The 18928-nt window shown below is 69.0% G+C and carries 21 protein-coding genes and 2 pseudogenes; 15 read left to right on the top strand and 8 right to left on the bottom strand.

The genetic code is table 11. The features are described from left to right. The first annotated feature begins 528 nt into the window (after window positions 1-528). From istA to LMU33_RS40085, 3 genes and pseudogenes are all read left to right on the top strand, one after another. Window positions 529-1776: pseudogene (istA, locus tag LMU33_RS40075) on the top strand (IS21 family transposase). Continuing rightward, complete coding sequence (gene istB / locus LMU33_RS40080) at window positions 1776-2570, top strand: IS21-like element helper ATPase IstB (RefSeq protein WP_228626939.1); 795 nt, start codon at window positions 1776-1778, stop codon at window positions 2568-2570. The pseudogene istA and the gene istB overlap by 1 nt, the downstream one beginning before the upstream one ends. 134 nt (window positions 2571-2704) lie before the next feature. Further along, entirely contained in the window at window positions 2705-2968 is a 264-nt protein-coding gene (locus tag LMU33_RS40085; RefSeq protein ID WP_228626941.1) for a BBE domain-containing protein, read from the top strand. Window positions 2969-3169: 201 nt separating this feature from the next. Here LMU33_RS40085 and LMU33_RS40090 read toward each other — a convergent pair whose 3' ends face one another. Beyond that, window positions 3170-3346, bottom strand: a complete 177-nt coding sequence (locus LMU33_RS40090; RefSeq protein ID WP_228626943.1) for a hypothetical protein — start codon at window positions 3344-3346, stop codon at window positions 3170-3172. A 428-nt stretch (window positions 3347-3774) separates the two neighbouring features. Between LMU33_RS40090 and LMU33_RS40095 the strand changes: the two genes are divergently transcribed. After that, window positions 3775-5667 carry a glycoside hydrolase family 5 protein gene (locus LMU33_RS40095; protein ID WP_228626945.1) on the top strand — a complete coding sequence of 631 codons (1893 nt, stop codon included), beginning with the start codon at window positions 3775-3777 and terminating at the stop codon, window positions 5665-5667. 23 nt (window positions 5668-5690) lie between these two features. On the opposite strand, the gene LMU33_RS40100 is transcribed toward LMU33_RS40095, so the two are convergent. From LMU33_RS40100 to LMU33_RS40115, 4 genes are all read right to left on the bottom strand, one after another. Beyond that, entirely contained in the window at window positions 5691-6110 is a 420-nt protein-coding gene (locus LMU33_RS40100) for a hypothetical protein (protein WP_228626947.1), read from the bottom strand. A gap of 11 nt (window positions 6111-6121) precedes the next feature. Further along, a complete protein-coding gene (locus LMU33_RS40105) occupies window positions 6122-6775 on the bottom strand; it encodes a hypothetical protein (protein ID WP_228626949.1) in 654 nt (217 codons plus the stop codon). A gap of 55 nt (window positions 6776-6830) precedes the next feature. Continuing rightward, window positions 6831-7022: a hypothetical protein gene (locus LMU33_RS40110; RefSeq protein ID WP_067045490.1), complete on the bottom strand. Its 192-nt coding sequence runs from the start codon at window positions 7020-7022 to the stop codon at window positions 6831-6833. Between the two features lie 138 nt (window positions 7023-7160). Continuing rightward, window positions 7161-7373, bottom strand: a complete 213-nt coding sequence (locus tag LMU33_RS40115) for a hypothetical protein (protein ID WP_228626951.1) — start codon at window positions 7371-7373, stop codon at window positions 7161-7163. A 281-nt stretch (window positions 7374-7654) separates the two neighbouring features. On the opposite strand from LMU33_RS40115, the gene LMU33_RS40120 reads away from it, so the two are divergent. The 3 genes from LMU33_RS40120 (at window position 7655) to LMU33_RS40130 (ending at window position 9702) form a co-directional block, all read left to right on the top strand. Then, window positions 7655-7858, top strand: a complete 204-nt coding sequence (locus LMU33_RS40120) for a cold-shock protein (RefSeq protein WP_067045496.1) — start codon at window positions 7655-7657, stop codon at window positions 7856-7858. A gap of 391 nt (window positions 7859-8249) precedes the next feature. Next, window positions 8250-8915: a winged helix-turn-helix domain-containing protein gene (locus LMU33_RS40125; RefSeq protein ID WP_228626953.1), complete on the top strand. Its 666-nt coding sequence runs from the start codon at window positions 8250-8252 to the stop codon at window positions 8913-8915. 364 nt (window positions 8916-9279) lie between these two features. Continuing rightward, a complete protein-coding gene (locus tag LMU33_RS40130; protein ID WP_228626972.1) occupies window positions 9280-9702 on the top strand; it encodes a large conductance mechanosensitive channel protein MscL in 423 nt (140 codons plus the stop codon). A 446-nt stretch (window positions 9703-10148) separates the two neighbouring features. On the opposite strand, the gene LMU33_RS40135 is transcribed toward LMU33_RS40130, so the two are convergent. Continuing rightward, a complete protein-coding gene (locus LMU33_RS40135; protein ID WP_228626954.1) occupies window positions 10149-10496 on the bottom strand; it encodes a hypothetical protein in 348 nt (115 codons plus the stop codon). A 430-nt stretch (window positions 10497-10926) separates the two neighbouring features. On the opposite strand from LMU33_RS40135, the gene LMU33_RS40140 reads away from it, so the two are divergent. From LMU33_RS40140 to LMU33_RS40155, 4 genes are all read left to right on the top strand, one after another. Further along, on the top strand, window positions 10927-11187 hold the full coding sequence (locus LMU33_RS40140; protein ID WP_228626956.1) for a hypothetical protein: 261 nt from the start codon (window positions 10927-10929) through the stop codon (window positions 11185-11187). Continuing rightward, complete coding sequence (locus LMU33_RS40145; RefSeq protein ID WP_228626958.1) at window positions 11159-11686, top strand: DUF6879 family protein; 528 nt, start codon at window positions 11159-11161, stop codon at window positions 11684-11686. Before LMU33_RS40140 ends, LMU33_RS40145 begins: the two co-directional genes overlap by 29 nt. A 23-nt stretch (window positions 11687-11709) precedes the next feature. Continuing rightward, window positions 11710-12561 (top strand): helix-turn-helix domain-containing protein, encoded by an 852-nt coding sequence (locus tag LMU33_RS40150; RefSeq protein ID WP_228626960.1) that lies wholly within the window; start codon window positions 11710-11712, stop codon window positions 12559-12561. A 181-nt stretch (window positions 12562-12742) separates the two neighbouring features. Then, window positions 12743-12880, top strand: a complete 138-nt coding sequence (locus LMU33_RS40155) for a hypothetical protein (protein WP_228626962.1) — start codon at window positions 12743-12745, stop codon at window positions 12878-12880. A gap of 26 nt (window positions 12881-12906) precedes the next feature. Here the strand turns inward: LMU33_RS40155 and LMU33_RS40160 are convergent, their stop codons facing one another. Beyond that, on the bottom strand, window positions 12907-13605 hold the full coding sequence (locus tag LMU33_RS40160) for a TetR/AcrR family transcriptional regulator (RefSeq protein ID WP_228626964.1): 699 nt from the start codon (window positions 13603-13605) through the stop codon (window positions 12907-12909). A 102-nt stretch (window positions 13606-13707) separates the two neighbouring features. Here LMU33_RS40160 and LMU33_RS40165 point away from each other — a divergent pair, with 102 nt between their 5' ends. Next, the gene (locus LMU33_RS40165; RefSeq protein ID WP_228626966.1) at window positions 13708-14265 is read left to right on the top strand and encodes a hypothetical protein; all 558 of its coding nucleotides are present in this window, start codon (window positions 13708-13710) and stop codon (window positions 14263-14265) included. 114 nt (window positions 14266-14379) lie between these two features. Next, window positions 14380-15491, top strand: a pseudogene (locus LMU33_RS40170) (IS630 family transposase). Window positions 15492-15516: 25 nt separating this feature from the next. On the opposite strand, the gene LMU33_RS40175 reads toward LMU33_RS40170, so the two are convergent. Continuing rightward, window positions 15517-15747, bottom strand: coding sequence for a hypothetical protein (locus LMU33_RS40175; RefSeq protein WP_228626968.1), 231 nt, complete (start codon window positions 15745-15747; stop codon window positions 15517-15519). Between the two features lie 405 nt (window positions 15748-16152). Here LMU33_RS40175 and LMU33_RS40180 point away from each other — a divergent pair, with 405 nt between their 5' ends. Then, window positions 16153-17862 carry a hypothetical protein gene (locus LMU33_RS40180; RefSeq protein WP_228626970.1) on the top strand — a complete coding sequence of 570 codons (1710 nt, stop codon included), beginning with the start codon at window positions 16153-16155 and terminating at the stop codon, window positions 17860-17862. 102 nt (window positions 17863-17964) lie between these two features. Continuing rightward, on the top strand, window positions 17965-18774 hold the full coding sequence (locus LMU33_RS42180) for an IS5 family transposase (protein ID WP_372478156.1): 810 nt from the start codon (window positions 17965-17967) through the stop codon (window positions 18772-18774). Window positions 18775-18928: the final 154 nt, after the last annotated feature.

An 18928-nucleotide genomic window follows, 5' to 3' on the forward strand; every position in this document is an offset into this window, starting at 1 on the left:
GGCGGCGTCGCGATGCGGCGATTCGGTGATGCGCAGCTGCGTGCCCGGGCGGGAACTTCATCTTGGTGGTGTTCTGGTCGTAGCGGTGCTGTGGCCGGTCCCCGAGCCGGCCGTGGCACCGGTCATCCGCGGAGGAGCGCTTGCCGACAGGCCTTGCCCGCCCATTGTCGCGTCTCGTGCCGTGGGAACCGGAGGGCCGAGGCCCTCCTTCGCGCCCGACTGTATGAGCGAGCGAGACAGACCCGGTGCATGCGAAGGGCCGCATCTGCCCATCACTGATTCCGGCCAGAGTCCGCCGCGCGCGCAGGTCCTCGGTTCGGCGGCTCCTGTGAAATAGCCGCTGGCCGGCTCTCGTTGCTACGAGCATGACGACGAATGCGCCGCAGCCCGAGGTGCTGCGATACACCGCCTTCTCCAGCGCCCCCGATGGCGGGAGTGTCGGCAACGGGTCAATGTGAGACCACTTCCACCGGATGAATTGTGGCCCTCCTTGGCGGCCTGACTCGTTGAGTCAGGCCGGGAGGATGGGTGATCAGCGTGGAGGACTGGGCGGAGATCCGCCGGTTGCACCGGGCCGAGCAGATGCCGATCCGGGCGATCGCACGGAAGTTGGGGATCTCTCGGACCACGGTGCGACGGGCGGTGGCCAGTGACCGGCCACCGAAGTACGAGCGGGCGCCGAAGGGGTCGATCGTGGACACGGTCGAGCCGAAGATCCGCGAACTGCTCGAGGTGTGGCCGGACATGCCGGCGACCGTGGTGGCCGAGCGGATCGACTGGCAGCGCGGGATGACCGTCTTGCGTGACCGGGTGCGGGAGCTCAGGCTCGACTACCTCCCGGCGGATCCGGCCTCCCGGACGGTCTATGAGCCGGGCGAGCTGGCGCAGTGCGACCTGTGGTTCCCGCCCGCGGAGATCCCGCTGGGGTTCGGACAGACGGGCTGACCGCCGGTGCTGGTGATGGTGTCCGGCTACTCGCGGTGGATCATGGCAAGGATGCTGCCGAGCAAGGCCGCGGCCGACCTGATCGCCGGGCACTGGCGGCTGCTGACCGGCCTGGGAGCCATGCCGAAGGCCCTGGTCTGGGACAACGAGGCGGCCGTCGGCTCCTGGCGGGGCGGCAGCCCTCAGCTGACGGAGGACTTTGCCGCCTTCGCCGGACTTCTGGGCATCCGCATCATCCAATGTCGTCCCGGTGACCCGGAGGCGAAGGGCCTGGTTGAGCGGGCCAACGGCTATCTGGAGACCAGTTTCCTGCCCGGCCGCGTCTTCGCCTCGCCGACCGACTTCAACATCCAGCTCGCCGACTGGCTGGCGAAGGCCAACCGGCGCATCCACCGCACCCTGCAGGCCCGTCCGGCCGACCGGATCGAGACGGACAAGGCGCGGATGCTGACCTTGCCGCCGGTCGATCCGCCGGGCTGGTGGCGATCCAGCCTGCGGCTGCCGCGCGACCACTACGTCCGCATCGACACCTGCGACTACTCCATCCACCCGCTCGCGATCGGCCGACGCATCGAGGTGAAAGCCGATCTGGACCAGGTCCTGGCGTTCTGCGAGGGAACCGAGGTCGCCCGGCATGCCCGCTGCTGGGCCCGTCACCAGTCGATCACCGACCCCACCCATGCGGCCGCCGCGAAAGCCGGCCGCGAACAGGCGCGCAAGCGGCCGGTCGCAGCCGACCAACTCGAGGTCGAGCAGCGGCCATTGGATACTTACGACCGCATCTTCGGCGTCATCGACGGCGGGCTTTCCGCTGGTGAGGGAGTCGCCTGATGGCCACCAAGCAGACCACGAACGGGCGGGATGTCTCCTCAGAACTCGTCTATCTCACCAAGGCGTTGAAGGCTCCGGCGCTGCGGGATGCGGCCGTCCGTCTGGCCGAGCGAGCCCGCGACGAGGGCTGGAGTCATGAGGAGTATCTGGCCGCCTGCCTGCAGCGGGAGGTCGCCGCCCGCGACAGTCACGGAGCCGAGGGCCGCATCCGGGCGGCCCGCTTCCCCTCCCGCAAGTCGCTGGAGGACTTCGACTTCGACCACCAGCGGTCCGTCAAGCGCGAGGTCATCGCCCATCTCGGGACGCTGGACTTCGTCGTTGGCAAGGAGAACGTGATCTTTCTGGGGCCGCCCGGCACCGGCAAGACCCACCTCGCCACCGGCCTGGGCATCCGGGCCTGCCAGGCCGGGCATCGGGTCGCCTTCGCCACCGCCGCCCAGTGGGTCGCCCGCCTCGCCGAAGCCCACCAGGCCGGCCGCCTGAGCGACGAACTGACCCGGCTCGGGCGGATCCCTCTGATCGTGGTCGACGAGGTCGGCTACATCCCCTTCGAACCCGAGGCGGCGAATCTGTTCTTCCAGTTCATCTCGGGCCGCTACGAACGCGCCTCCGTGATCGTGACTAGCAACAAGCCCTTCGGTCGCTGGGGAGAGGTCTTCGGCGACGACACGGTCGCCGCCGCGATGATCGACCGCCTCGTCCACCACGCGGAAGTGATCTCGCTGAAGGGCGACAGCTACCGCATGTGCGGCCGCGACCTCGGACGGGTTCCCGCCGCCAACACCGGGGAATGACCAACATCAACTGACAGCGTGAGGTCCACTTTTCATCTGGTGCCCGCGGTCCACGATTCAGCCGTTACCGACACGGAAACCCAGCTGGTGTTGTTCTGGACACCACCGCCCCCTTCAGCCAGCGCGATCCGAGCGTGCTGTGCAACGTGATCGCGCGCTCCCCGGACGCGACGGACTTCGACACCCATGTCGCCTGGGCCCGCTCCGCCCGTGAGGAGATCGGCCGCCACGGCCGCGGGTCCATGTACGTCAACTTCACCGGCGACGCCGCCGAGGACAAGGTCCGCGCCTCGTACCCCGAGGCGGTGCACGAACGGCTGGTGAGGGGCAAGGACACCTACGACCCCACGAACCTGTTCCGCCTCAACCAGAACGTCCGCCCCTCGACCGCGACCTGAGGGGCAACCGCCGCGAAACCCTGAGGCGCGCCTTCGCGCGCCGGCTGGGCAGCACGCCGTCGGCCTACGCGGGAGCGTTCCGGAGTGGTTCCGGAGCACTCGGCAGCACTGAGCAGGGCGCACGCTTTCTCGCCCGGCAGCGCGCGGGCACACCGACCGGCCGGATGCGTCAGTCGCGGCGCGGCGGCCCGCACTCGGCGATCATGCGCCTCCGGCGTCCTGCGTCCGCTCGCCCTCCGCCTGGGACGGCTCCGTCCTGGGGACGTCCGGGTGCTGCTCCACACCCGCACGCTCGGCCGGCTCGTCGCGCTCGCCCTCGGCCTGGGAGGGAGTGCGCGAGTACAGATAGGCGTCGTAGTCCGAGGCTCCGGTTTTCATGACGGGCCCCCTTTGCTCACCTTTGCCCACTCACCTCCCATAGTCCTCCGGGATCCGCCGCAGGGCGAGAGCAGCTTCTGTCCCGCCGGATGGCCAGGCTCTTCGAGGCCTACGACGCCGACGGAAACGGGTACGTCGAGCGTCGCGATTTCGAGATCCTGGCGGAAAGGATCAACCGGAATTTCTCGGATACGGGATCGCCGCGCGCGGCGGCCGTCACCACCGCCCTGCGGCAGGTGTGGGAGGGCATGGCCGCACGCATGGACAGGGATGGCGCCTGCTGTCCGTGGACGAGATGGTCGAGGCGACCTTGGAGTACAAGACCAGACGGCCAACTCCCGTCGGCCGTCTGGACCTTCGTCGTCCCACCGGGCACCGTACAGCCTCGGAGACACACCGGCTCCCCCCAACTACCGAGGGCTGTCCACATGTCGATCGCACCAGCTGTCCTGCGTCTGGCCGCAACAGCCGCAGGACTCCTGCTCGTAGCCGCGCAGACGACAACCGCGTCCGCCGCCCCACCGGCCCGCTCGCCCTCCGCTGCGACCTGGTCCGCGCCCCTGTCGACCCAGGGCCGCTACATAGTCGACGGTCAGGGCAACCGCTTCCGGCTGAAAGCGGCCAACTGGGACGGCGCTCAAGGGTCGTGGACGGGCAGCGGGAGCGTCACCGACCCCGCCAACCATCACGCCGGCCAGAACTCCTACGGCATACCTCTCGGCCTCGACCGCGTCCCGCTGGACCGGCTGCTCGCCGACTTCCACCAGCTGGGGATCAACACCGTCCGGCTGCCGTTCTCCAACGAGATGATCCACAGTACGACCCCGGTGCCCGACGTCGCCGTGGGGGCCAACCCCCAGCTGAGAGGAGAGACGCCCCTGCAGATCTACGACGCCGTCGTCGGCGCGCTCAGCGACAGCGGGTTCGCGGTCATCCTCAACAACCACACCAACACGTCCCGATGGTGCTGCGGGAACGACGGCAACGAGCGGTGGAACAGTGGGCAGTCCACTCAGCAGTGGGCCGAGGACTGGGTCTTCATGGCCCGCCGCTACGCCGCCGTGCCCCGCGTGGTCGGCGTCGACCTGTACAACGAGGTCCGACGCGACGTCCTGGACGACCCCAACTGGGGCCTGGGCGACGGCCATGACTGGTATGCCGCCGCCCAGCTCGCCGCCGACCGGATCCTCACCGAGGCCAACCCCCGTCTCCTCATCGTCATCGAGGGCATCAACTGGACCGGTGTGCCCGTGGACGGACTCCCGCACGGCCGGCCCATGCTCACCGCGGCCCGCACCCTCTCGCACACCCTCGTCGACGCCCACAAGCTGGTCTACTCCGCCCACTTCTACGGCTACACCGGCCCCCACCACAGCGGCGCGACCGGGATCGGCGAGACCCACGATCCCCGCTACCAGGATCTGACCCGTGAGCAGTTGGACGCGGCTCTCGACGACGAGGCGTTCTTCGTCGAGGAGACCGGTCGGCACTACACCGCACCCGTTTGGGTCAGCGAGTTCGGCATCGGCAGCGGCGAGACGAACTCGGCGGCCCGTGCCTGGTTCGGCAACGTCACCGACTACTTCGCCGACCACGACGCCGACTTCGCGTACTGGCCGCTGGTGGGCTTCGAGGGGCACGACGACTGGGCGCTGCTGCGCTACGACAGCGCAGGGCACCGCTCGGGCATCCTCGACTCCGGCGACTGGCGCGCTGCGGCATGGCAGCACCTCATGTCCGCGCCGAGCACAGCCGGTTCCCTGGCCGCCGTTCCCGTGTGGCGGATGCTCAGCACCGACCACGGTGACGCGGTGGAGTCCCTGCGTGTGCGGTCCACGGGAGACTGGGATCCGGGGGCCTACAAGGCCGCCTGTCCGGACGGGTTGCGCCTGATCGGTCTGAGCCACACCACTGGTCGCGGGCTGTGCACCGACGCCGGTACGGCAGAGCTGCGCACCTCCGACGCGGGGCAGACGGTCGTCGTCGACGGCCGCCACGTTCCCGCAGGCGGCGACTGGGCGTCCGGGTACACCAAGCTCCAGTGCCCGCCGGGCGGTTTCCTGATCGGCTACAGCCTGCGCGGCGAGCGTCTGTCGGCGGCCTTGTGCGTGCCGGGTCGCACCCCGCTCTCGGGAACCGGGCGCACTGTGTGGTTCGACCGGTCTGACAACCGTCCCGCCGGTGCGGCAGGCGGCGACTTCGCCTACGGCGACTACAAGGGCCAGTGCGCGACGAACGAGTATGCCGCCGGGATCGCCTTCACCACCCGGTTCGGCAGCCGCCCGGGCCCCGATGCCCTGCTGTGCCGGACACTGCCCTGAGGAAAGCCGCGCGAAGAAGCTCCTCAGGACGACGGATAGAACTGGCGGGCCCAGTGACGGAAGAGGCCGATGCCCTCGTCGCTCGCGGCGAGGCGGGGGCGCGGCTCGTAGCGTTCGGTGTTCCAGATCCGCAGATCCTGGCGGACCGCCCTGACCGCGGTCCTCAGCATCGTCCGGGCGAGGGCTCGGTGCAGGCCGTGCCGTGGGAGCGACGCTCCGGTGGCGTCCGGCCTGCTGAGGTCCGCACAGGCCGTCGCGAGCAGCATGTGGGTGCGTCGGGGCCCGGTCGGTGTGTGCATGGCCCACAGGTAGCTGACGAGGCCGAGCGAGGGCAGGGGCAGCTCGACTCGGAGGTATCCCAGCCCGGCCATGAGGAACGCGTGGTCGGCCCGGATCCGCTGTCTGAGGACGGGGGGCCGGTCCGGCCCGAGGCGCAGTCGCATACGCGTACTGGTCACCGGCGGGGGCAGCGGCAGTTCGCAGCCCCCGCCGCTCCTGACTGGGTCAGGATGCAGGATGCAGGAGATCGACCGTGCAGTTGATGCGCTTCGCGAGGTCGCCCGATCGTGTACGGAGCGCTCGGCTTGAGCGCAGACACATTGTCGGCCAGGGTGTACTGGATGCGACGCTGATGAGCACCGATCCCCTGGAAGGTCATTGGGACCATCTTGAGTAGGTGGATGTCGGTCCAGCCCGGAGTGGTGAACCAGCCGTTCGGGATCGGGAAGAAGCGGTCGAAGGCTTCAAGCGCTGTGGGGATCTCGTCGGCTGGGATGCCGGAGTACGCCGCCATCCACTCAAACTCCTCGCTCTCCCTATCCTCCAGGTAGAACCCTCCCCATCCCCACAGGAACTGCTGCCAGAAGGTCGCATACCGCCGGAAGTTCGGCTGTTCCCGCAGCCACTCCATGCCCTCGTGGAACGTCATCGGGAGAGCGTGGTAGGTCAGCCCCTGGAAGAAGAATGACTGCCCGTCCTCCGACATGAACTCCGGAGGGCCATCGCGGTGCGCGAGCGCGTAGTCCACGGCGGCCTTGAGAATGGCGAGACGGGCACGGTGCTCCTTCACGACCAGGCCGCGGCCGATCTGCACGGCCCAGAAACCCACGCAGGCACCCCCCGTTCACCTTCGGGTGGTGCCTGCCGCGCGCTGTTGTCGAGACTCAGGCCTTGTTGACCTTGGCCGCGCGTCCCGGTCCTTGGATCTGGAACGAGACGGTGTCCCCGGGATGGATCTCGTCGGGGTCGATCACGAGGTCGTCTACCGTGAAGTACAGCACGGGACCACCTTGGTCGTTCTTGATGCTTCCCTCGCCCGGGTCCGCGTTCCACTCATGGATCTTGCCTTGGTCCATGGCTGTGTCTCCTTGGCTTGATGGGGGGCGAGCTCCGGTCGCATGCCGGGCTCGCTCCCAGCGAACGCGAACCCGCGTGCGTCAGCGACCGCTGTGCGTCGAACAGGTGACGACGGCCGCCAGCCCACCGACGGGCGTTCAGCGCTCCCACACGTCCGGCCCGCCGCCCCGCCACTCGATCCAGTCCGGGCGGATTACATCCTCCGAGTCGACACCCTCCAGGCTGGCCCGACGCAGGAACTCCACGACGTCCCCGAGATCGAACGCGCGCCCGGCGATCTCGCCGTCGACACGAACACGACGGCCGTTCTCCTCGTCAGGCGGGTACACGATCACGCGACGCTCAGCCATAGCCTCAGCCTCGCCCAACGGCAGGTGAGGCGCATTCGGGGGACGGCTGTCAGTGGCGGCGGTTGCCCCGCGGGGGTCGCGTTGTCGTCGTGGTGTCTTGTGGCAGAGCTACACCAGTCGGTGTAGCTTCGTAATCAGCAGTCGTGGTTCCGAAGTCCCGTTCGCCCGTGATCGCATCGCGGGCGTTTTTGCTGTTCAACGCCTCTCCGGACCAGGGCGATCACCTCCGGGACCCGCACGGTGCGGGACCCGATACGAGTCCCCTCGAAGGAGACAGGCACATGGCCAAGGGCACTGTGAAGTGGTTCAACGCGGAAAAGGGCTTCGGCTTCATCGAGCAGGAGGGTGGCGGCCCCGACGTCTTCGCCCACTACTCGAACATCGTCGCCCAGGGCTTCCGCGAGCTGCAGGAGGGCCAGAAGGTCGAGTTCGACGTTACGCAGGGCCAGAAGGGCCCGCAGGCGGAGAACATCCGCCCCCTGTAACGCCACACGCGAGAGAGGCCCCAGTTGGTGGGTACATCCCGGCTGGGGCTTCTTCGTTCCCGTCCGCCGGTTGCGCCTGCCGGGGCCGCCCTACCTGTCAGCCCTCGCTCGGGACGATGAAGCCCCTCGCTGGCCCGGGCTCTTCCGGGTCACGCGAGTCCGGCTGCTGCGTGCGCTTCCACGCAGCGACCAGATCCGCGTGCCGTGGGTCGATCCACTCGGGCATGCGGCCTCCCTTCATGCTCCCGCAGGGATCTCCGCATACGTTGGTCCGGCGTTCCTCGACCCTCTGAGCACGGACCTGGCGACCGGCCTGGACGCGGTCCGGGCCGCCCCCATCACCCTGGTGCGGGCGGGTGTCGAACAAGCTTGGGCCGGGCGGAGAGGCCCCGTGCCCCCTTGGCTGAGCGATCTGGTCCACGGTGACGTCACCTCCCGAGAGCGGTTGTGCCTGGGCCTAAACGATGCCTTTGACGCTGCGTTCGGCGCGACCTGGCCCCAAGTGACGGCTGGCCACAAGGCCGAGCTCGCTCGCTACGCTCTCGACGCGGCCGAGCGCGGGGTCGTCGGCGCGCTGGCCACACTGTGTCCAGGCTCCCGGCTGGCCGACGGCTGCTGGGAGGTCGACGCGCCCTATTCGCGGCACGTGGCGGCAGCCGGTCGTGGCCTGGTTCTACTGCCCACGTTCCATTGGACCGGTGCGACTCTGGTCGGCGACAACGAGGATCAGCCACTGCTGGTGGTCTATCCGGCCGGTCCGGGCACACCGGTCCTGCCCGCCGCTCTGGGCGAGGACGCGCTCGCTCCGGTCCTGGGCAGCACCCGAGCGCGCACACTGCGCCTGCTGAGCGATCCACTGAGCACCAGCGAGCTGGCCGCCAACCTTGCAGTCAGCCCGGGCGCGGCCTCTACCCACGCGGCTGCCCTCCGCGAAGCCGGACTGATCGACACGGTGCGTAACGGCCGTGCGGTCCGCCACGAGCTCACGGCACTGGGCAAGCTCCTGACCAATGCCGCGGGCCAGGGCGACACGTTCGCAAGGAAGGGGGCACGGTGACGGCGCCTGCCACCGCACGAGGCCCCTGGTCACCGCGCCCAGGTAGAAGGTGCGCCGGTCTCGACGGCGGAGGCGAAGCTGCGGAAAGGAACCGATGCTCTCCTCCCGCATCTTCATCTGGCAGCACATGACCAAGCTCACCCCAGCAGAAGTTCCGCGGGTCATCCCGCTCTATCACTCCGTCTGGAGCAAGGCCGCTCCCGAAGACATCACCTCCCAGGGCTCCGCCGTAGACCATGAGGCGAGCGTTGCTGGACCGGATGCCGCGATTCCTGCGCGTCACGCCCCCGCCTCACGGAGCAGGAGGGTTAGCGTTCTGACCGACTACCAATCAGTTGAATCGGCGCCAACGCGGAGAGACACGATGCTCAGGGGCTTCAAGAACTTCCTGATGCGGGGCGACATCGTCGTCGTGGCGGTCGGGCTGATCGTCGCGTTGGCGTTCAGCACTCTCATCAAGTCGTTCACGGACAATGTGATCAACCCGATCATCGCGCGGGCGCAAGGAGGCCGGACTTTCGGGCTCGGGTGGCAGCTCGGGCGGCCCGGGAACAAGGCGACCTTCCTCGACATCGGGTCGTTCATCTCGGCGGTCATCTATTTCATCATCTTCATGGCTGTCGTCTACTTCCTGATCGTCGTCCCCTACAAGAAGTTCCAGTCCCGGCGCGGTGTGGCCGCTTTCAAGGAGCCCGGTGCGGTGAAGACATGCCCCGCCTGCCTCTCCGAGGACATTCCCGCCGCAGCCAGCAAGTGCCGGTACTGCGGGACGGCGCAGCACCCGTAAAGCGCGGGGCACGGCACCCGTCAAGCGCTCAGCCTGCGGGCATGACCAAGAAGGACGGGGTCCGCTGTGGAATGTGAGGTCCTGTCCGGCTCCTCGGGCTTATCGGTCTGCCGCACATCACCGTGGGCATCGTGCCGTTAACGGGCTTCGCCCTCAAGCACGCGTTGTCGCCCCCGGCGGGGGCGGGCGGGGACGACCACGTCTCCAGCGGAAGACCTCGATCCCGATTCGCCGTCGGGGAGCGGGCTGGAGTCCTGTCCGCGTCCGGCACGTCGGCGTGTGCCGGACGCGGGAGCATCAGCGGCGCGTCGGCGCCGTCTGCTGGGGAGCACGCCGGCAGAGCTGCGCATACACGACGACGGAGCCGCCGGCAGCGCTAGCCCCGTGGTTCTGGATCTCCTCGGTCTCTTCGCCTGGGCGGAGCGTCTCGGTGCAGCGTGCGCCGTTCATCGGCGCAGCCCCAAGGCGAGGGCGTGCAGGGCGCGGCGGGTCTCGCAGATCCCGGCGTCGTCCGTGCACTGCTCGCACCGGCCGGGATGGTCGTTGCGCGCGGCCAGGACGGCACGGTGGGTGCAGGGCCGACAGGCGCGGGGGAACCAGTGGCCGTTGTCGGTCTCGCGTTCGCCGAGGTCGATGGCCGTCGCAGTCGACAACGGCTCGCCGCCCCATACGCACTCGGCGCCGCGCGCCCTGGCATCCGGTAGGACTTCCAGGGGCGGCAGCAGGATGAGCGGCAGGAGATCAGCGGGGATGTCGACCAGCGTGGGGGCCTGATCAGTCGTCGTGCTACTCATGACCAGCGCACTGCCTTCCAGGCCTGTCGCAGCGGCTCGCCCTCGGCGCACGGGTCGGTGCCATCCGCGCAGGCGGGACAGTGGCTGTAGTGGAGGATGAGCGCGCTGTACGCCGCATAGGACGGTTTCGCCTGGAAGGCCTTCATAGCATCGGTGAGTTCTTCGCGCGCTGTTCTGCGCGGGCCTGCCAAAGTGGGTGGCGTGGCTGTACCTTGCCTCATGTCGACGCTCCCAGCAGTATCGGCCACACCCCGGGAGGCTCCGCCGCCTCACCGGGGTTTCTTTATGCCTCACGACGCTAGGAGCGTGGACAGCCACGTAGCCAGGAATGTGCACTGATGTACACGCGACCTATTTGTGGTTTTGCCTGCTGAGTTACCCGCACGACGGTGGTGTACAACCCTGAACACGACGAGCAGTGGAGGCGACCGTGGACCTACAGTTCATCGGGATCGACCCCAACACCGGCGATGGCGAAAGCCCCACGGTGTGGGTCGATCAGGAAGCGAAGGAACTCGTACTGCAGGGCTGGCAGCCGGGCCCCGAACTCGAAGCTAAGTGCGCAGCGTTCGAGGTTCCCGGCCACGCGGTGGGCATCCCGGACCACGAGGCCGTGATCCGTATCCCGGCCCGGATGGTGCCGATGATCAGGGAGGCGTGCGATGCCGTCGAACGTGCCGACGTTTCCTGAGCTCCTCGGCGCGGCAACCCGGTCAGCCGTTCACCTGGAGATGCGCGACAGCTACGCCGTCGACTACGAGGCAGGTCCGTTCGCCCAATGGCGGGCCAGCCACAGGTACAACCTGGCGGACCGTGCCTCCTGGTGGCGCCCGTGGCTCGACCTCATTCAGGAGACCGTAGGCCGCGGTGTCGTCGTGCGCCGGGCCCGCGTCGTGTCGCAACCGGTGAGCGAGTACACCCGCTTCCTGTACGACGGCACGTTCACCAATGTCGCCGCGGGCGAGCAGGTGCGCTGGCTGCCCCGGCGGCAGGCCTCGGACATCGCGCTGCCCGGGAACGACTTCTGGCTCATCGATGGCCGCCTGATCCGGTGGAATCATTTCACTGGCGAGGGCGCCTCGGCGGGCGGGGAGATCAGCGAGGACCCGGCCGCAGCGAAGTTGTGCGCCGACGCCTTTGAGGCGGTGTGGGCGCGCGCGATCCCGCATGACCAGTACACAATCAGCTAGCACGGAAGGCGCACGGCCAGCTCATGCCCATCTCCCCGTCCTCGTCGGCGCACGCCGCCCGCGAAGCCGTTGCGCAGCGCCTGAAGGAACTCCGTGCTGACGCCGGGATCACCGGGGCCGAGCTGGCCGCGCGCTGCGGTTGGTCGCACCCCAAGACGTACCGCATCGAGGGTGCCCGGACACCGCCGTCCGCCGAAGACATTCGCCGCTGGTGCGAAGCGTGCGCCGTCGGCGACCAGGCGGACGACATCATCGCCCAGTCCCGTACCGCAGAGTCGATGTACGTGGAATGGCGGCGCAAGGTCCGCACCGGGCTGAAGCAGCTGCAGAACAGCTACGTGCCGCTGTTCAGGGCGACGAGGCTGTTCCGCGTCTACTCGCCGACGATGGTGCCCGGCCTGCTGCAGACCGAGGGCTACGCGCGCGGCCTGATGACGGCGATCACCCGCTTCCGGGACATCCCTGACGACGTCGCGGACGCGGTGGCCGCACGGCTGGAACGCTCCCGGATCATCCACGAACCCGGGCACAGGTTCGCCATCGTCATCGAAGAGCCAGTCCTCTACTACCAGTTGGGGGACCCGGACGCGATGGCCGCGCAGCTCGGCTACCTACTGACCGCTGGCGCGCTGCCGCAGGTGTCGCTGGGCATCATCCCCAGCGCGACCACTGAGCGTCCCATGTGGCCGCAGAAGCTGTTCCACGTGTACGACGAAACGCTCGTGTCGGTCGAGCTGCTGGCGGCCCGTGTGCAGGTGACCCAGCCGTCGGAGATAGCCCTGTATGCGAAGGGCTTCGAGAAGCTGCGCGCCCTAGCCGTATACGGGGCCGACGCGCGCGCCCTGATCGTGAAGGCCATCGACGCCTTGGGATGACCGGGAACTGGTGCGTCCGCGAGAGGACGTAGAAGGAGCGGTGTACGCGCTAGGGCTGACCCGGCGGCTGCCGGCCGACCGCGTCGGCCTCCGGCAGCCCGAAGGCTAGGAGCGCTGCCTGGGCAGGGCCGATCAAGGCAGGCATCGGGGAGCGGGTGTTGAGTATGCGAGCCCAGGACAAGTGAGTACCGGGCCCGACTACGCCGACCGGGATGACGCCGACGAACCGTGCCCGGTGCGCGAGGACGACCAGCAGGCGCACCGCCCGCAGGAGCCCGGACCGCACCGCGGCTGGGAGGCCGGTCCGCTCGGCGCTTGACGCGGCCCTCCGCGCCCCGACCGCGGTTACGCGCTGGGCGGCGAGCACTCGATGTCGGAGACCGGCGTGGCCGCCGAGGAGGCCTGGCCGGGTGTGGAGGCGGCGCGCTCGTCGAGTCCACGGGCGGTGTGGATCCGCAGCAGTCCTTCGATGCCGCGCAGCAAGGTCTCGCCGGCCAGGGCGGGGTCGCCGAGGTAGCCGGCGCTCATCGCGCCGTCGCGGAGCATGACGAAGTGCCGCCCGGCGTGCTCGGCCTGTGCGGCCGTGATCGCGGCGAACAGTGCGGTGATCGTCTGCAGGAACCATTCGCGGTGTTGCACGACGGCACGGTGGACCGGGTGGTCGGGATCGGGGAATTCCGCTGCCGCGTTGAGGAAGGCGCATCCGCGGTAACCGGGCGAGCGGATCTGCTCGACCAGGGACGCCCCGATGCCCCGCAGGATGCCGTCGGCCGGCACGTCCGCGGCCGTCAGGGAGCCGATCTGGGTGCGGATCGCCTGGTCGACGCTTCCGATGTAGGCGACGGCAAGCTCTTCTTTGCTGCGGAAGTGGCGGTAGAAGGTGGCGTTGGTGACCCTCGACTCGGCGACCAGCCGGTCGACGCCCACCGTGTGGATGCCCTCCGCGTAGAAGAGCTGCCCGGCGGTCCTCAGGAGCCGTTCCCGGGCCTCGGAGACTCGCCTGCCGGTGCCTGTGCCGGCTTCCGTCTTTGTCATATCACCCATTGTAGCGGGTAGAACGCTCTCTCTTGTTTTCGGGGAACAGCTGTGCCAGGCTGCGAACAAGAGAGATCGTTCTCTCTATCCCGTAGTCAACTGGAGAGCCCCATGACATCCACCGCCTCCGCCGAGCCCATCGCCGCCACGCCCGCCCTGCGCCGGCTTTACGTCATCCGCTTCGTCTTCGCCGCCGCGTGGGCCGCGCTCCTGCTGGTGTCCGGCCCCGAGCTCACCGTCGGGACCAAGCTGCTGCTGTTCCTCTATCCCGCCTTCGACGTGGCCGCGGCCGTCGCCGACGCCAGGTCGGCGCGGGCCGCCGGGCCGGTCAAGGGCCTGTACGCCAACATGGCCGCCAGCGCGCTCGCCGCCGTCGGCGTCGGGGTCGCCAGCACCTCGGGCGTCGCCGACGTGCTGCGCGTCTGGGGCGCGTGGGCGGTCGTCTCCGGCCTCATCCAGCTCCTCGTGGGCGTCGCGCGCCGGCCGATGGGCGGCCAGTGGGCCATGATCGTCAGCGGCGGCATCTCCGTCCTCGCCGGCGCGACCTTCATCCGAAGCGCCACACAGGACGACCCCTCGCTGGCCACCCTCGCCGGCTACGCCACGCTCGGCGGGATCTTCTTCCTCGTCTCGGCGATCCGCCTGTCCCGCTCGACCGCCAGGAGCTGACCCGTGGCGGCCAAGGATCGCGACGACTGGTGTGCTCTGACCGGGAAGGTTGGCCGGGGTGGTGGTTCCGGCGGTTGGATGGGCGGTGACGTCCATGCGATTGCTGGGGGTGTCGTGGCTGAGCCTGTCCGTGTGCGCAGGTTGACCGACCAGGAGGGGCGGAAGCTGCTTCAGATCATGCGCCGGGGCGGTACCAGTTCGGTGTGCTACCGGCGCGCGACGATGCTGCTGGCCTCGGCCGGCGGGAACCGGGTCCCCGTGATCGCGAAGCTGGTGCAGGCCGACGAGGACACCGTCCGGGATGTGATCCACCGGTTCAACGAGATCGGTCTGGCCTGTCTGGACCCTCGGTGGGCGGGAGGCCGTCCCCGCCTGCTCAAGCCTGACGACGAGGACTTCGTCGTGCAGACGGCCACCATCCGCCCGGCCAAGCTCGGCCAGCCCTTCACCCGCTGGTCACTGCGCAAACTCGCCGCCTACCTGCGGAGAGTGCACGGCCGCGTCATCTGGATCGGACGCGAGGCGTTACGGTGCCTGCTCGCCCGCCGCGGCGTCACCTTCCAGCGGACCAAGACGTGGAAGGAGTCGCCCGACCCCGAGCGTGACGCCAAGCTGGACCGCAGCGAGGAGGTGCTGGAGCGTTTCCCGGACCGTGTATTCGCGTTCAACGAGTTCGGGCCGCTCGGCATCCGGCTCACCGCCGGATCGCGCTGGGCCGAGCAAGGCCGGCCCGAGCGGCATCCCGCGACCTACCACCGCACCCATGGAGTGCGCTACTTCCACGGCTGCTACTCGATCGGCGACGACACCTTGTGGGGCGTCAACCGCCGCAAGAAGGGTGCCGCGAACACGCTGGCCGCGCTGAAGTCGATCCGGGCTGCCCGGCCTGACGGCGCTCCGATCTACGTCATCCTGGACAACCTGTCCGCCCACAAAGGCGCCGACATCCGCCGCTGGGCGAAGATGAACAAGGTCAAGCTGTGATTCACCCCGACTATGCATCCTGGGCGAACCCGATCGGGGCCCACTTCGGACCGTTGCGGCAGTTCACCGTCGCCAACTCCAACCACCGCAACCACACCGCGCAGACACGCGCCCTGCACGCCTATCTGCACTGGCGGAACAAGAGCGCCCGGCATCCCGACGTGCTGGCCGCCCAATGGCGTGAGCGCGCCCGCATCCGCGGTGAGAAAGGCATCCGCTGGAGTGGCCGACCCTGTCAGTAGCGGCCTGAACCGGCTGGAAGGTGAGTCACCGAGATCGTTTGGCGGCGTCTACCCGATAGCGTTCCAGCACGCCGATGGACAGCGCCGATGCGGCCATCAGCCCGAACACGATCGAGCTCGAACCACCGCCGTGCTCCCGCTCCCAGACACGGAATCCGACGAGCAGGACAACGACACCGAACAGCACGACCTGTATCCACCTGATGGCCACGGCCCGCTGGCCGTGGCCATCAGCGTTGCTGTCTCTCTTGCGCACCAAGACTCCTGTGCTCCTTCAGTGCGCCGACTGTACTGGTACAGGGAGCCATCGGTACGACCCACCCCGGTGAACCTTCGCGGGCACAGCACCAGCCATGCATCACGCACCCCGTTCGTCGTTTGGCCGGCAATGCACGCAAGGCCGAACCTGCCCCTGGAGCGCGTCGAGAGTCTGTTCGCGGTCGCTGGGCGGCACCGGCCGCTCTTCCGCGCCGCCCAGCAGCCCCCGTGGTGCACGCCGTCCACGTTGGCCCGGTTGAGGCCGTTCGGCTACGGCGGTTGCCTGACACCGATTCGCTTTGCTCCACTTTCGCGGTGCTTTGCTTGAGGCGAAGGAGGGGCGGGGCGCACACCGCCAGGCGCATCGAGTTCGTACAACCTTTGCCCGCGGTTGGCGATCTGAGTGGGCGATCGGATTACCGGTCCGCTTAAACGCAAGTCCGCCGAAGGAGCACTCGTGCCGAGACCTCTGCCCCGCAACGCCCTCGGGGCCAGTGTCACCGCCTTCGTGGCGGGCCTGCTGACCCTGGGCGCGCCCTCCGTGGGCCGGGCCGAGGAGACCGCGCAGACGCTGGAGTTCACGGTCTCCGAGGGCGGCAACCCGCTGCAGGTGCAGCCGTACCAAGGTGACTACGCCACCGCCTACCTGCACGCTCGCAACACCGGGTCGCAGCAGCTGACCCACTTCACGGTGACAGTTGACGCCGCGGCCGTCAAAGGCCAGATGAGCCTGAAGCCCCCTGCCGCCTGCGTCGAGAAGCAGCAGCTCCTGTACGTGTGCGACGGCGAGAAGCTGAACTACGGCAAACCACTTCAGTCAGGCGACGTCCTGGATGGCCTCACCCTGCAATTCCAGACTCTCTCGACCGCGCATCCCGGTTTCGCGGGCGACGTCCGGATCTCCGCCGAAGCCGGTGACACAACGCTCGGCGGGACGACGTTCAAGGCGGAGGTGCCGGACAAGGGCCCGCTCCTCGACCGGAGCACTCCCAGCGCCACCTGGCCGAAGACCGGCGAGACAGTGCGTCCCGGACTCGGCTTCACGAACTTCAGTTCCCGGCCCTTGAATGGCGTCTACATCGCCGTGCGCGTCAGCCAGGGGCTCTCGTTCGGCAGGGAGTTCAGCAACTGCGAGTACGGCCGCATGGGAGACGCCGGTGTCGGGGCTCGCTGCTACGTCGAGACCCCGGTCACAGCGGGTGGCTCCTATGACCTCGACGACTTCTCGGTGAGGGTCGGCGGCACCGCGAGGCGCGAATCGTGGTCCGTGGCCGTGTACGGCACGACCGACGGATACGACTACAAGCACCTGAATCTGACCGACGTCCACCGCGGCACCGGGCGGGCGTTGAAAGTCACCCCCCGGGCCGACGGCCCCAAGCCGTTCAACCGGAACTACGGGACCGGCTGGGTGTACACGAACAACCCCTTCGACCTCGAAGCGCTGGGGACCACCGTCCACGGCACGGCCGGCCAGGTAGTGGAGGCGAAGCTGGGCGTCCGGAACAATGGCCCCGCCTCCATCGAGCAGTACGACCGCGGCGAAGGCCCCGGCGACGGCCCGACCTCCGAGGCCCACGTGACGATCCCGCCCGGCACGACGGCGGTGAAGGTCCCGAACCTCTGCCGCTCGGAGGGCGACTGGCACCAGGGCGAGCCTGGCGCCAGGCATTACACCTGTTTCCAGGACGAGAACGACTCGTACTTCGACGCAGGACAGCTCACGCCGTTCGTGTTCGGCCTCCGCATCGACAGGCCGGCCGACCTCGCACCCGGTTCCGTCAAGGTGACGCTGTCGACCCAGGACAGCAACGCCAAGGACAACACCGCGGCGATCACGGTGACCGCCGACGGCTCCCAGGGCCACGGCTCCGGCTCCTCCGCCGGCTCCTCCGCCGGCTCCGGCTCCGGATCCGGCGGCGGCTCGGCCTCCGGCGGCGCCTCTGGCTCCGCCTCGGCCGGCTCCGGTACTGCGGCTTCGGGCAGCACCGGGCGGGGCTCGATGGCCGACACGGGCACGGGCGCGCTGCCCTGGTACGTGGCTGCGGCGGCCGTGGTCGCCCTGATCACGGGCGGCGCGCTGTTCGTCGTCGTGAGGCGCCGCAGAAACTGAGACGAGGGCGGGGCCCGGACTCGCGAACCATGGCGGTCAGGCGGAACAGGGTCCGCTTCGGGCGGTGTCTGTAAATGATCTTGAGTGGCGGATCATGGTCGGGTGATACGTCGCCATGAACTGTCGGATGCGGAGTGGGAGTTCGTCCGGCCGCTGCTGCCGGCGTCGTTGCGAGGCAGGAAGCGGTTGGACGACCGCACGGGGCTCATCGGGATCGTGTGGAAGTTCCGTGCCGGGACCGCTCGGCGAGACGTGCCCGAGCGGTACGGCCCGTGGGCCACACTGCGCACCCGGTTCCGCCGGTGGGCCCTGGACGGCACGTTCGCGCGGATGCTCCAGGCCGTCCGGGTGAGAGCGGACGCGGCCGGGGGACGTCGACTGGCTCGTGTCGGTCGACTCCATCGTCGTGCGTGGCCGCCAGCATGCCGCGGGAGCCCGAAAGGGGGGCTCCGTCACCCGGGACTCGGAGGCTCCCGAGGCGGCCTGACCGGCAAGATTCACCTGGCGTGCGACTTCCTGGGGCGTCCGCTCGCCTTCGCCGTCACGGGCGGGAACGCCAACGGCTGCACCCAGTTCACCGCCGTGATGGACGCGATGCAGGTGCCCTGCCTCGGACCGGGGCGGCCCCGTGTCCGGCTCGATCATGTCATCGGTGACAAGGGCTACGGCTCCAAAGAGATCCGGGCCTGGCTCAGGCGGTGGGGCGTCAGCCGCACCATCGCGGAACGGTGCGACCAGATCCGCTACCGGCTCCGGCGCGGCCATCGCGGCGGGCGTGCGCCGGCCTTCGACAAGTATCCCCTCAAGCGGCGCAACGTAGTCGAACTGATGAGCATCGCGGGTTCCGGGGCGGGTGCCCGTCTGGGGTGCGGGGCCGGGCGATCTGTGGCTGCGCCGTGTGGACGTGAGTGACCGGAAGCGTTGCCGCAGGCAGGCAGTGGCGGGGGCCGGGGACCCAGCTGAGTGCCTGCAAGGCAGTGGCGGGGGCTGAGGGCCCGGCTGAGTGCCCGCCGGGACGGTGTGTCAGACCATGGCGAGCCGGTCCACCAGCAGTGCCACCCTCGGT

The organism is Streptomyces barringtoniae, assembly GCF_020819595.1.
Lineage (GTDB): Bacteria > Actinomycetota > Actinomycetes > Streptomycetales > Streptomycetaceae > Streptomyces > Streptomyces barringtoniae.